Raw genomic sequence first — 14219 nt, forward strand, 5'->3', positions numbered from 1 at the left:
ATCAAAAAGCTAATGAATTACCGGTTCAAAACCACGCAAGACACCGGGCCATGGCCCGGTGCATACAACGTTTGAATCGCCAACCGTCACACCTGGATCGCCTTCACTTCGACGAACTCGTTCAGCCCCTCCTCACCCCATTCGCGACCGTTACCCGACTGTTTGTAGCCACCGAACGGCGCCTGATAATTGAATGCGGCACCGTTGAGGAAGCACTGACCGGCGCGTAGCTGACGCCCCAGTTGCAAGGCACGCTCGGCACTGCCGGCCCAGACGCCGCTGGACAGGCCGAACGGCGAGTCGTTGGCGATCTGGATCGCTTGCGCCTCATCGGCGTAGGGAATCAGGCATAGAACCGGGCCGAAGATTTCTTCCTGGGCAATGCGCATGCGGTTGTCGACATCGGCGAACAGTGTCGGGCTGACATAGAACCCGCGCTCGAACGTCGTTGGCGTGTCACCGCCGCACAGCAGTCGTGCGCCTTCCTGTTGGCCGACCTTGATGTAATCGAGCACAGTGCGTTTTTGCCCGGCCGAGCACATCGGGCCGAGGAAGCTTTGCGGGTCGAGGGGATCGCCCATGCGCAGGCTCAACGTTTCCGCCAGCGCCAGTTCGACGGCCTCCGCGTAGCGGCTGGCCGGCAGCAGCATGCGGGTCAGCGCGGTGCAGGTTTGGCCGGAGTTGATCATCACGTCTTGCACGCCGTAGCGCACCGCCGCTGCCAGATCGGCATCCTCGGCGATCAGCAACGGCGACTTGCCGCCCAGTTCCAGGCACACGCGCTTGACTGAAGGTGCCGCCGCTTGCGCGACCCGCACCCCGGCACCGGTGGAGCCGGTAAACGACACCATGTCCACGTCCGGGTGTTTGGCCAGCGCTTCGCCGACTTTCGAGCCCGGACCGCTGACCAGGTTGAACACCCCGGCAGGCAGGCCGATGTCCTCGATCATCTGCGCCAGCAGGAAGGCATGCAGCGGGGTTTCCTGACTCGGCTTGACCACCACCGTGCAACCGGCGGCCAGTGCCGGGGCGAGTTTGCCGATCAACTGGTGCAGCGGGTAATTCCACGGATTGATGAACGCGCAGACACCCACGGCCTCGCGGATCACCAGCGAGTTGCCGACTTCGCGCACCTCGTCCATGAGATGCGCCAGTTCGACGTACTGCTCAAGGCCAGTGATCGGCCCGTCGACCTGCACCGAGCGGCACCATTGCACCGGCATGCCCAGTTCCGTTGTGATGACCGCGGCCATCTCATCGGCACGATTGCGCAGTTGATCGGCCAGTGCACGGATATAACCGGCACGCACGCTGGACGGCGTGCGCGACCATGAAGCGAAGGCCCGGCGAGCCGACGCCACGGCGTTTTCAACATCGAGTTCATCACCCAGCGGAACGCTGCCGCAGACTTCCTCGGTGGCCGGGTTGATCACCTCGGCGATGCCCCGCCCCGACGGGGTTTGCCAGCGGCCATCAATGAACAGTGTCTTGTGATTAAGCATGAACCTGGGCCTCCATCAATTCCTGGGCACAACGGGCAATGCGCTGGCAGGCATCGCGCAGCGGTTCGGCACCGACCACCAGACCGAGGCGAATGTGCCCCGCCGCGCTCGGACCAAAGGCCTCGCCCGCCAGGACCGACACGCCGTGGCGATCCAGCAGACGGTCGGCAAACGCCTGGGCGCTGAGCCCGGTCTGGCGGATATCGAGCATCACGAACATCCCGCCATCGGGTTTCAACGCCCGCACGCCGGGGCAATCGGCCAGGCAGTCGCACACCAGATCGCGACGCTGGCGATAGGCTTCGCGCATGGCTTCGAGTTCCGGCAGGTTGCTTTCCAGGGCCACCACGGCGGCGTCCTGAATGAAATCCGGCGAGCCGTAGAGCATGCACAGGGCGAGGTTTTCCAGGTGCGCGGCCAAAGATGGCGGCGCCACCACCCAGCCGACGCGCCAACCGGTCATGGCGTGGGATTTCGACAGGCTGTTGAGGGTCGCGGTGCGCTCGGCCATGCCCGGCAGGCTCGCCGGGCTGACGTGTTCGCCTTCGAACAGCAGTTCGCTGTAGACCTCATCGGAAATCAGCCACAGGTCATGGCCGATGCACAACTCAGCCAAGGCGGCCCAGGTGCTGCGCGGCAAACTGGCGCCGGACGGGTTGTGCGGGCTGTTCAGTGCCAGTGCCCGGGTGCGCGGAGTGATGCGCGCGGCGACATCTTCGGGCAACACGCGAAAGCCGTTTTCCGAGCGTACGGGCACCGGCACCACCACGGCACCGCAAGCACCGAATACCGCTTCGTAGGTGACGTACATGGGCTCGGCGACGATCACTTCGTCACCCGGATTGAGTACGCATTGGGCCACGCTGAACAGCGCACATTGCGCCCCGGCCAGTACGGTGACCTGATCGGCCGAAACGCTTTGGCCGCTGCGTTGTTGATGACGCCTGGCAATGGCTTCACGCAGGGCACGCTTGCCGCGCACCTCGGCATAGTGCGTGTTGCCGTTTAGCAGGCTGTCGATCGCACCCTGCACGATGGGCTGTGGCGTGTCGAAATCCGGGTCGCCCACGGACAACAGCAGAATGTCTTCACCTTGCTCGCGCAGTGCCAGGGCGCGGTAGTGAATGTCCCACGCGGCGGCGCCGTCACCGGCGATACGTTGAGTCAGATCGGAAAAGCGCATGGCTTCATCCCCTTAAAATGCAGATCAATGCGCACAGGCATGCTTGAGTTCGATCAGGGTCACGCCGTTGCGCTTGAAGCCATGGCGCAAGTCGGTCTGCAACTCGGCGAGGCTCTGCGGCTGGGTCACGGTGCAGCCGAAGGCACGCGCAAGGGCGGCGAAATCCGGGTTGCGCGGCAAGACGCCGATGGGCTCGATGTCCAGGCCGAGCATGTCGTCGCGGATCTGCCCCAGCGCATCGTTGTTCCACAGCAGCACCACCAGCGGGCTGTCCAGTTCTTCCACGGCGGTGGCCAGTTCCTGGGCGGTGTAGAGGAAACCACCGTCGCCCACCAGCACCAGCCCAGGCCGCTGCGGCGCACCGAATTTGGCGCCGATCCCGGCCGGCAGGCCGTATCCCAAGGTGCCGTAGCCGGTCGGGTGCAACCAACTGCGAATGGCGAGGCTGTCGAAGGCATAGTTGCCGGTGTAGGCCAGTTGGGTCATGTCGGTGCTGATGAAAGCGTTTTCCGGCAGCTCTGCTGCAATGCGATCCAGAATCGACTGATGAATCGATTGCAACGGGCCATGGCTGGCCTTGACCGCTTTACGCAGTGCGGCGACCGAGGCAATCGCAGCGCTGGCCTCGCGCACGTCGGTTGGCAGGCGCTCAAGCAAGCCACTGAGGGTTTGTTGCGCATCGCCATGCAACGCCACCGCGCAGGGGTAGAAGTCGTTGAATTTGCGTGGGTCGATGTCCACCCGCAGCAGTTCGCCATTGAGTGGCAGGCGTTCGCGCCAGAAGTCGGTGTCGGCCATTTCGGTGCCGACTGCCAGCACCACGTCAGCCTCGGCGATCAGGTTCCAGCCCGGCTCCACACACAGGGATGAGCCGGCGTTGAGCGGCGCGTCCGGCGGCAGCAGGCCTTTACCGGCAACGCTGGTGAACAGTGGCGCGGCCAGTCGGGTGCTGATTTCTTGCAGCTCAGAGGTGGCATTCAAGGCGCCACCACCGGCAATGATCATTGGTCGCTTGGCAGCGTTGAGTTTCGCCACGGCTTGATCAATTGCGGTGGTCGATGCCGGGCCACGACCCGGACGACGCACCACCTCATTGCTCCAGTCACGGGCAATCGGCGCCGACAACACGTCCAGCGGCACCGAGATGTGCACCGGGCGCGGGCGCTCGCTGTCGAACACCGCGTAGGCACGGGCGATCAGTTCCGGCAGGTCTTCGGCAGTCAGTGCCACGGCCGAGAACGCAGTGATCGGCGCGGTCATTGCGCGCTGGTCCTGGCACTCGTGCAGACTGCCCCAACCCTTGCCCAGGCTGGCGCTGTGGTTGACGCTGGAAATCACCAGCATCGGAATCGAGTCGGCGTAGGCCTGGCCGATGCCGGTGGCGGCGTTGGTCACGCCGGGGCCGGTGATGACGAAGCACACGCCGGGTTTGCCGCTGACCCGGGCGTAGCCGTCGGCCATGAAACTGGCGCCCTGCTCATGACGAGTCAGCACATGACGGATGCCGCTGCCGGGCAAGCCGCGATACAGCTCCAGGGTGTGTACGCCGGGAATGCCGAACACGGTATCGACGCCGTAGTTGGCCAACAGGCGCACCAGGGCCTGGCCACCGGTCAATGTTTTGCTTTGCATATTCATGTCCTCACTCGTGGCCGAGGCGAATCAACGCATCGACCGCAGTCGTGCCTTGGGCACTGACCAACAATGGGTTCACATCGAGTTCCAGCAACTGCGCGGCGTTTTCACAGGCGTAATCAGCCACGGCGCGAATTGCGGCCACCAGGGCGTCGAGATCTGCGGACTCACGACCACGGAAACCTTGCAGTAGCGGTGCGCTGCGCAGACTGAGCAAGGCATTGCGGATCGCGCCGTCGGTGGTCGGCAGCAACAGACTGCGACTGTCCTTGAGCAACTCCACCAGAATGCCGCCGGCACCGATCACCAGGGCGAGGCCGAAATCGTTTTCGCGCTTGATGCCGACAATCAGCTCAGCCAGTGGCGGCTTGGCCATGGGTTCGAGCAACAGCTGATCGAACACGACGCCCGGGGCGTAAGCAGCAATGCTGGCGCGCATCTTCTCCAGTGCAGCGCTCAATACCGCGCCGTCCTTGAGGTTCAGCGCCACGGCACCGGCCTCGGTCTTGTGTGGCAGTTGAGCGCTGACCGCTTTGAGTACCAGCGGATAGCCCAGGGTTTCTGCGTCCTTCAGGGCCTTGTCCGGCGTGCTCAATACGCCGTTGGGCGTCGGCAGGCCAAAGGCTTTTAACGCCTGTTTGGAATCCCATTCATTGAACACGCGTCCCTCGCCTTCCAGCGCCTGCGGGCACAACGGCACCAGCGCCGATTCCCCCAAAGCCAGCAAGGCATGGCGATTGCGCTGATAACCGGCGATGCGGCCCCATGCGGCCAACCCGTCTTCAACGCCCTGCAAGGCTGCGACGCCTTGGGCGTGCAGACGTTCACGGGCATGGGCCGGCAGCAATTCAGGGAAGGCCGAGGTGACAAAGCCGGTCTTGCCGTGACGTTGCAGTGCCGCGCAGTACAACTCCAGCAGCAGGTCGCATTCCTTGCGCTCGCCGGTGAACTCCGACGGATAGTCGAGCACCAGCATCGCCGCGTCGGCTTCAGTGCGCAGCGCGCTGTCGAGCATACGGTTCAAGGCTTCGCCGTCGCCCCAGATCGCCGTGGTGAAATCCAGCGGGTTGACCAGGTTGGCATAGGTCGGCAGCACTTGCGCGAGTTCGCCGACCTGCCCTTGATCGAGTTTCGGCAGGCCCAGGCCGTTGCGTTCGGCGTAGTCGGCAATCAGCCCGGCGTCGCCACCGGAACAGGCCAGCGCAATCAGGCTGTTGCCCGCCGGCAGATTGCCGCAGGCCGCGGCTTTGAGGGTTTCGACAAAACTCACCGGGCCGCTGACGCGAATCACCCCGAGACGGTCGAACAGCGCGTCATACAGCGCATCGGAGCCGGACAGCGAGCTGGTGTGACTCAAGGCCAGTTCGGCACCGATCTGCGACACGCCGGTTTTCAGGGCGATGATCGGAATGCCCTTCTCCAGTGCCTTGTGCGCAGCGCGGGCAAAACCCGGCACATTCTTCAGGCCTTCCAGGTGCAGGCCGATGGCGGTGACCCGAGGTTCGTCGAGCAACACGTCCATCAGTTCAGCCACGCCCAGTTGCGCCTGATTGCCCACCGAGGCCATGTAGGCCACCGGCAGCGAGCGGTCGCTCATGGACAGGTTGTAGGCGAAGTTGCCGCTCTGGGTCAGCACCGCCACGCCCTTCTCGACTGCCTTGCCGCCGTGGGCCACCGGCCACAGAGCGGAGCTGTGCAGGTAGTCGAGCAGGCCGTAGCAGTTGGGGCCGAGCAAGGCCATGTCGCCAGCGGCCTTGAGCAGTTGCTGTTGCAGGGCCTGGCCTTCGGCACCGGTCTCGGCGAAGCCGGAGGCGTAGCAGATCGCGCCGCCTGCGCCGATGGCGGCCAGTTCGGCCACGCAAGTCAGGGTCAACTCACGGTTGGTGGCGATGAATACCGCGTCCGGGCCGCAAGGCAGCTCGGCAACGCTGCGCACGCAAGGAACGCCTTCGAGGCTGTCGTGTTGCGGGTTGACCAGCCACATTTGCCCTTGGTAGCCGCCTTCGGCACAGCGCTTGAGGGCGCGGGCCATGCTGCGGCCGCCGACGAACGCCACGTGTTGCGGCGCGAGCATGCGTTTGAGGTTGTCACGAATGGTTTGGGACATGGGAGTTCTCCGGGCCGATCAGCGCAGCAGCGGCCGCAGCAGCTCGCGGGAAATGATGTGGCGCTGGATTTCCGAAGTGCCTTCCCAGATCCGTTCGATCCGCGCGTTACGCCAGATGCGCTCCACCGGACCTTCGTCCATCAGGCCCATGCCGCCGAAGATCTGCACCGCTTCGTCGGCGGTACGGCCGAGCACTTCACTGGCGAACAGCTTGGCCATGCCGGCCTCGCCATCGGTCATGGTGCCCTGGTCCATTTTCCAGGCGGTGTGCAGGGTCAGCAGTTCCGCGGCGCGGATTTGCGTGGCCATGTCCGCCAGCTTGAAAGACACGCCTTGATAGGTGCCGATCGGCTGGCCGAATTGCTTGCGGTCCGCCGCCCATTGCAAGGACACGTCCAGTGCGCGCTGGGCCTGACCGACACAGTTGGCCGCGACCATCACGCGCCCGGCGGTCAGCCAGGCGTTGGCCACGTCCCAACCCTTGCCGACTTCGCCCAGCACTTTGCTGGCCGGCACGCGGCAGTCGTCGAAGAACATTTCGAAGGTGTGATAACCACGGTTGCTCACGCACTTCGGCCCACGGCGGATGGTCATGCCCGGGGTGTTGCGGTCGACCAGGAACGAGGTCACGGCGTTGCGCTTCTTGCCGTTGTGTTCGTAGGTGTCGGTGACGGCGAAGACGATGGCGAAGTCGGCGTGGCCGGCGTGGCTGATGAAGTGCTTGCTGCCGTTGAGAATGAAGTCGTCGCCTTCACGCACGGCGCGGGTCTTGATCGCATTGGCATCGGAGCCGGCACCCGGTTCGGTCAAGGCGAAGCAGTCGATTTTTTCGCCCTGGATACACGGCAACAGGTAGTCGTTGATCTGTTCGCCCTTGCAAGCCATGAGGATTTTCGACGGCCGTGCGACAAACACGTGCAGCGCCCAGGACACCTTGGACAGCTCGCGCTCGATCAGCGCCTGGGACAGGTAGTCCAGGCCACCGCCACCCACTTCTTCGGGCATGTTGAAGGCGTAGAAACCTGCCACGATGGCCTTGCCGCGAATCTGCGCTGCCAGTTCCGGGGAAACCTCGTCGGCGCGGTCGACTTGCTCTTCATAGGGCAGCAGTTCCTTCTCGACGAAGCTGCGTACCGAGTCCACCAACATTTCTTGTTCTTGGGTCAGTTGGAAATTCATGGTGCTACCTGTTGTTCGTGTTCTGGGAGATGGAGAGGAATCAACGACCGATGAAGCGTGCCGGGCGTTTTTCCATGGCGGCACGCAGGGCTTCGTTGCCGTCTTCGCTGCGACCGCAGAGCAGGCCGGCGGCGAGTTCGGCTTGCAGTTGTTCGGCCAGGCTGCGTTCGGCGCCTTCACGCATGAGTTTCTTCGTCTGGGCGAAGGCAAAGGTCGGGCCAGCGGCCAGGCGTGCGGCCAGTTCGCTGGTGACCGTCAGCAGTTGATCGTCGGCACAGACATCGCCGACCAGACCGGCGTCGAGGGCACGGTCGGCGCCCCACAATTCGTCCAGGAACAGCAGACGCTTGGCCTGTTCGCTGCCGATCAGGCGCGGCAAGTGCCAACTGGCGCCGGCGTCCGGCGAGTACGCCATGCTGGTGTAGCCGGCCTTGAAGCGTGCCGATTGCCCGGCGATGCGCAGGTCGCAGCACAGGGTCAGGTCCATCCCGGCGCCGACGGCGGTGCCGTTGATGGCGGCGATGGTCGGTTTTTCCAGGCTGTGCAGGCGAGTCATCAGGGCGTGGGCGGTTTCGGTCCAGCCGTAGGTTTCCAACGCACCCCGGGCTTCGGCATCGGCCCATTCATCAAGGTCCGCGCCAGCGCAGAAGCTGCGGCCGCTACCGGTGAGCACCACCACGCGCACCGCTGGATCGGCGTTGAAACCGTCGAGCAAGCCGTGCAGGTTTTTCAGCGTCGGAATGTCCAGCGCATTGCGCTGGGCAGTGCGATTGAGGGTGATCCAGGCAACGCCTGCTTCGACCTGACTGAGCAGCGACGATTGAGTGGTCATGGGAATCCTCGAATTATTGTAATGGGTCTGAGGTGATGCGACTTGAGGCCATACTAAACGAGTGTTCAGTAAGGCGGCAATCGGCGGGGAAATGGGCTGTAACAAGCTCAATAGATAGTTAAATTATTGTTTTTATTGAGTTATTTGTTGATTGGCGAGCGTGAGCCGTTGGTACTGTTACAACTTCGAACAACTGGCGACAGGACGTCAGTCGCAGATCTTTTGCCCACCACAAACCAATGTGGGAGCGAGCTTGCTCGCGATGACGGCGTCAAATTCAACATCACAGTTGACTGACTTACCGCAATCGCGAGCAAGCTCGCTCCCACAGGAGATGTAACCGGGTTTGAGGGTGATGTTGTCGGAACTGACTATGGAATTGTTTTAACCGACCGATTTATCCGAAAGATCCACTGTGTACTTCACGTTGTTGAGGTAGATCGGTCCCAACGCTGTTGGTTGAGATACAGGCGCAAGTGCAATAGACAATTGCACTTCAGTGACACTAGATCGCATATCGCCGATGTATTCAAATACTGTGCTGGTTCCGGATAACGTGAAGGGTATGAGCAATATGATTGGCATCGGTTGGGAAGGCTCGAATCCGGAGAGCGTGCAATACAAGGTGGTGGTAGCGCCGTCATCACCGGGTTCAGGCAGGGACACTTCAAGGGATAGCTTGAATTTCGGCCGCCTGATTGAGAAGCGCGCTGTTTCGAGCAATACCGGCTTTCCTTTACCCAGAGTGACTCTGGCTCTGTAGCCACTTCCATCCCTCACGACTTTCGCTGTTCCGTCATTTTCGCTCACCGTCCAATGCTCGAAGTTTCCGGTGGTAAAGTCACCGTTCCTGATCCGATTGCTGTCCATTGGGTGCTCCTTCCTGGTTGATTTTAATCTCGCACGGCAGACCGACGAATTCCGCATCATTAGGCTGTGGAGTTCCGATGCAATCTACTGTCAGATCTGACAGTCGCGACCAGCGGCTAATCGCTTGAAACAACTGTGGGAGCGAGCTTGCTCGCGATAGCGGTAGACCAGTCAACAGTGATGTTGGACCTGATGCCGCCATCGCTAGCAAGCTCGCTCCCACAGGGGGAAGTGGTTATCTGGAGGTGTTATGCAGCCGGCAAGCTCGGCGCCAATACCCCCTGACGCTTGCGATGGATCAGGAAGTACGCGCCATAGCACAGCGCAATGAATCCAAAGCCCCAATACAGCGACGGACGCTGGGTTTCATCCAGGGCCAGGAACACGAACAGCGAGCAGCACAATGTGATGCACATCAGCGGCAGCACCGGGAACCACGGCGCGCGGTATTTCAGGTCGCTGAGTTTGCCGCCGTCACGCAAATACGCCTTGCGGAACTTGTACTGCGCCAGCGCGATGACAATCCAGGTCACGGTGCCGGACATGCCGCTCACCGCCATCAGCACCATGAACAAGGTGTCGGCGGCGACGAAGCTGGTCATCAGCGACACCAGCGCGAAGCACAGGGTGATGCTCAAGGCGCGCAGGGGCACGCCACGCTTGCTCAAGGGCGACAGGCTTTTGGGCGCCATGCCGGTTTTCGACATCGCCCACAGGATGCGCGTCGAGGCATACAGGCCGGAGTTGCCCACCGACAGGATCGCGGTAAGGATCACGAAGTTCATCAGGTCGGCCGCATAGGGAATGCCGACCATGTCGAACACCTGCACGAACGGGCTTTCCATCAGGCCCGCCTGCTGCCACGGCACGATGGCCGACAGCACGATGATCGCCAGCACGTAGAAGATCAGCACACGGAACACCACGTTACGCACGGCGCGGGGAATGCTCTTTTCCGGCTGATCGGTTTCACCGGCAGCCACGCCCATGATCTCGCAACCCTGGAACGCGTAGACCACGGTCATCATCACCGCGAACACGGCTGACAGGCCGTTGGGGAACAACGAATCGCCGATCAGGTTGGTCGCCATCGGCGCCGGTGCGCCGCTGCTCAGGGGCATCACGCCGAAGATCACCAGCACGCCGACCACGATAAAACCGAGAATCGCCGCGACCTTGATCCCCGAAAACCAGTATTCGGCTTCACCAAAGGCGCGGGTCGCCATGGCATTGATACCGAACAGCACCACCACGAACAGCGCCGACCAGTACCAGATTGGCACCTCCGGGAACCAACGGGTCATCAGCATGCCGGCGGCGGTGAACTCCAGACCCACGGTGGTGGCCCAGCTCATCCAGTACACCCAGCCGACCATGAACCCGGTGGCCGGGCCGATGTATTTTGTGGCGTGGGTCTGGAACGAACCGGACACCGGCATCTGCACCGACAGCTCACCCAGGCAGACCATCACCAGGTACATCAGGAAGCCCGCGACCAGGTAAGCCAGGATCGCCCCCACCGGACCGCCCTGGTTGATGGTCACGCCAGAGCCCATGAACAACCCGGTGCCGATGACGCCGCCCAACGACAACATGAAAATGTGCCGGCTCTTGAGGGCCCGGGTCAGCTGGATGCCTTTATGATCAGTGCTGCGATCAGTGTTTTCGTTCATGTCGGCACCTCAGCAGTCAGAGAGGTGCGCAGCGCGCGACAGGACGTCACGGCGCAGGGACGGATCAGCTTTACGGCAATTCATTATTATTATCTCCAATAAGCTTCGAAGACCGCGCTGCGGCGGTTGCGTCGATTATTGGAAAGCCATGTAAGTTCGCGTTGACCGTAAAGATCGAAGTTGTACAAAGTCGTAACAAACTTGTACGTCAGCTCTGCAACAGGCCTTTGAGGGTATCGAGCGAGTGCTGCAATTGCTCATCGAGCGTGAGGCTCATGCGGCGGATCGCCGATTCATCGTTTGCCAGCGCCAAGGTCTCCAGCGCCCTTAACGTGCTGGCCAAGCCCCGAAAACCCAGGGAATCACAGCTACCGGCCAGGCGGTGAGCCAGTTGCGCGACCTCTGTGCAGTCATCGGCGGCCATGGCTTCATTCAGCGCGTCGCGGTGCTGCAGGATCGAGTCGCGCAGAACCGCCAGCAGACCCTGGACCTTTTGCGCACCGAGCAGGCTGCGATGGGTCTGTAACAGCGGCCAGTCCATTGCCTCATCGCTGAGCAGCGATTCGGCCACAGGCACATGCCCTTCCAGCACCTGGCGCAGGTTTTCCAGTTTCAAGGGCTTGGCCAGGACACCGTCCATGCCGGCCTCCAGATAACCGCGCACCAGTGCCGGTTGCACGCTGGCGGTCAGGGCGAAAATGCGGGTATGGCGGTTCGGCCCGTCGCTGAGGCGGATCTGGCGGCATAGCTCGACACCACTAATGCCCGGCAGATGCACGTCCAGCAGTATCAGGTCGAACACCTGCGCCGCGCAGTGTTGCAGCGCCTGATCCGCTTCTTCGGCGAGCCACACCCGGTGGCCGTCCCGTTGCAGCAAGCCCTGGACCACTTCGCGGTTGAGCGCCACGTCTTCGACCACCAGGATGTTCAGTGCCGGCCCCGCTGCCCGAACCGGCGGGGCCTCAGCCACGCCGCTGGCCGGCTGCAAGGACAACTCGAACCAGAAGCAACTGCCGCGCCCCTCTTCACTGTCCACGCCGATGCAGCCCCCCATCTGCTCCACCAGGTGTTTGCAGATCGCCAACCCCAACCCCGTGCCCCCAAAACGTTGCGCGACTTCTTCGCTGGCCTGGGTGAAGCGCTCGAAAATCTTTTCCTGCATCTGCGGGGCAATGCCGATGCCGTCGTCCGTGACACAGACCCGCAGCCGCTGTCCCAACTGTTCGCCGGTTTCGCTGAGCAGCGCCACCTCGACGCTGACTTCGCCGCCTTCGGTGAACTTGATCGCGTTGGCCAGCAGGTTGCTCAGCACTTGGCGCAGGAACTGCTCGGCGCCGTGGTGATGCTCGGCAATCCGCTGATCGACGCGGCAACTGAGGATTGTGTCGTTGTTCAGCGCTCGCGGTTCCAACAGAGTCAGTACCTCGTCGAGCAACTGGCGCAGCGAGAAATCCACCGGTTCGGGATGGCTGACACCCTCCTCCAGCTTGGCGAAATACAGCACTTCGTTGAGGATTGTCAGCAAGCCTTCGCCGGCCTTGTGCAAGGCATCCAGGCGTTTGCCGTCCTGGGCATCCAGCCGAGCACCGCGCAGCAATTCGGCCATGCCGAGAATGCCATTGAGGGGTGTGCGCAGTTCGTGGCTCATGGTCGCAAGGAACCGCGACTTGGCAAGGTTGGCCGCTTCCGCTTCGTCCTTGGCGCGCATCAGGCTGGCGGTTCGGCGCTCGACCATTTTCAGCAATTCGTCACGGTTGTCCTGCAAGGCCAGCCGATCGGTTTCCCGGCGCTCGATGTCCCGCAGGATCGCCCGGCGCATGTCGTCCAGCGCATGGGCCACGGTGTCGATTTCGTCACTGCCGCGGCGCTTGTCCAGGTGCAAGGGTTCCTGCCATTCACCGGCGGCGATACGCCGGGCAAACTCGGCCATGACTTTCAGGTGTCGGGTCACCAGTCGATAAAACAAGCCCGACAGGGCAACGGCCAGACCGCAGAGAAACACCGCCATCCACAACAGGCTGGTCAAACCGGTGGCGTAGAGTCGCTGGTACACCGCCCCCAGATCGGTGCTGACTTCCAGTTCACCCAAGTTGCGCAAAGGGCCGGACGGCGGCTGATAGTCCAGGGCAAAGCGCTCGATGCGCAGCGGTCCCGCAGGGGCCGGATTGCCCTGTACCAGGTCGAAATCGGCGCTGGTCAAGTGCACCCGCGCGACGTCGGAGAAGTCCACCAACCCGCGCAACTGCACATTCAACTGCTCCTGGTTCAAGTCCCAGAGGCTACGTTCCAGGCTGGCCAGGTACCCGGCGCGGATCAGTTCCATGCGCGAATCGATGTCGCGCATTTCCCGTCGATACTCGATGTACAGTTGCACGCTGCTGGCGAGCACGGTGAAGCACAGGCTGAACAACAGAATGAACAGCAACAGGCGTCGCAACAGTCCACCGGGACGGGCGCGAATCATTGCGCATCCGCCGGCAGGTTGATCATGTCGCGGTAGGTCACTTCGCTTTCGTTGAGCCAGCGCTCGATGTCACCGGCATCGACCATGCGCTGCAACTGCGCATTGATCTCGGGCATGCGAGTGGCCAAGGGCGAGCGCCGCGACACGGCAACCCGCAGGTAGTCCACGTTCAACGCCTTGGGCAAGGCGACGATGTCCTGGCCGCCGGGCAGGTTTTCCACGTACAGCTGGCCGGTGCGCCGCTCCTGAGTGATGAAGTCGATGCGCCCGCGAATCAGCTTGCCGAAGTTCTGGTGGCTGTCGGAAACCCATTCGATATTGTTGTTGCGCGCGACCATACGATCGAACTCCACGCCGTAGCTCTCACCGAACAACAGGCCACCGCGGTAACGGGCCAGGTCGTCCAGTTGTTCGAATTTCACCGGATGCTGGCGGTTGACGAACAACGCCACTTCTTCACGCAATACCGGCACCGTCGAGAACAGCATGCTCTGCTCCCGTTGCGCGGTGCTGTAGGCCAGTACCACATCGACCCGGCCTTCGGCGGCGTCCAGCAGGCAGCGTTTCCAGTTGCCCAGCACGACCATCTCGACTTCATACCCCAGTTGACCGAACAAGTGCTTCACCACGCTGGGCGCCAGGCCACGCACCTGCTTGCCATCACTCCAGGAGATCGGCGGGTACACCGGGTAATCGCAATAGCGAACCTTGTCCGCCGCGACGGCATGGCCGGCCACCAGTATCGCCAGCAGGCAAAGCCATCGCGCCATCGGC

General features: G+C 62.4%; 10 protein-coding genes. All 10 read right to left on the bottom strand.

The window, feature by feature from the left end:
• Positions 1-86: 86 nt before the first annotated feature.
• Complete coding sequence (locus AC1RS8_RS06645; RefSeq protein ID WP_090455100.1) at positions 87-1502, bottom strand: aldehyde dehydrogenase family protein; 1416 nt, start codon at positions 1500-1502, stop codon at positions 87-89.
• Entirely contained in the window at positions 1495-2685 is a 1191-nt protein-coding gene (locus AC1RS8_RS06650) for a pyridoxal phosphate-dependent aminotransferase (protein WP_489340563.1), read from the bottom strand. Before AC1RS8_RS06650 ends, AC1RS8_RS06645 begins: the two co-directional genes overlap by 8 nt.
• 24 nt (positions 2686-2709) lie before the next feature.
• Positions 2710-4317, bottom strand: a complete 1608-nt coding sequence (locus AC1RS8_RS06655; protein ID WP_489340620.1) for a 5-guanidino-2-oxopentanoate decarboxylase — start codon at positions 4315-4317, stop codon at positions 2710-2712.
• 10 nt (positions 4318-4327) lie between these two features.
• Positions 4328-6427 carry an acetate--CoA ligase family protein gene (locus tag AC1RS8_RS06660; protein WP_489340562.1) on the bottom strand — a complete coding sequence of 700 codons (2100 nt, stop codon included), beginning with the start codon at positions 6425-6427 and terminating at the stop codon, positions 4328-4330.
• An 18-nt stretch (positions 6428-6445) separates the two neighbouring features.
• Positions 6446-7606 carry an acyl-CoA dehydrogenase family protein gene (locus AC1RS8_RS06665; RefSeq protein WP_057714920.1) on the bottom strand — a complete coding sequence of 387 codons (1161 nt, stop codon included), beginning with the start codon at positions 7604-7606 and terminating at the stop codon, positions 6446-6448.
• Between the two features lie 40 nt (positions 7607-7646).
• Positions 7647-8438, bottom strand: a complete 792-nt coding sequence (locus AC1RS8_RS06670; RefSeq protein WP_150813208.1) for an enoyl-CoA hydratase/isomerase family protein — start codon at positions 8436-8438, stop codon at positions 7647-7649.
• A 384-nt stretch (positions 8439-8822) separates the two neighbouring features.
• Positions 8823-9308, bottom strand: coding sequence for a hypothetical protein (locus AC1RS8_RS06675; protein WP_489340561.1), 486 nt, complete (start codon positions 9306-9308; stop codon positions 8823-8825).
• A 248-nt stretch (positions 9309-9556) separates the two neighbouring features.
• On the bottom strand, positions 9557-10981 hold the full coding sequence (locus tag AC1RS8_RS06680) for an amino acid permease (RefSeq protein ID WP_489340560.1): 1425 nt from the start codon (positions 10979-10981) through the stop codon (positions 9557-9559).
• Between the two features lie 208 nt (positions 10982-11189).
• Positions 11190-13445, bottom strand: a complete 2256-nt coding sequence (locus AC1RS8_RS06685; protein ID WP_489340559.1) for an ATP-binding protein — start codon at positions 13443-13445, stop codon at positions 11190-11192.
• The gene (locus AC1RS8_RS06690; RefSeq protein ID WP_090455092.1) at positions 13442-14215 is read right to left on the bottom strand and encodes a substrate-binding periplasmic protein; all 774 of its coding nucleotides are present in this window, start codon (positions 14213-14215) and stop codon (positions 13442-13444) included. Before AC1RS8_RS06690 ends, AC1RS8_RS06685 begins: the two co-directional genes overlap by 4 nt.
• Between the last annotated feature and the right edge of the window lie 4 nt (positions 14216-14219).

Source organism: Pseudomonas sp. GW821-FHT12A04 (assembly GCF_058807755.1).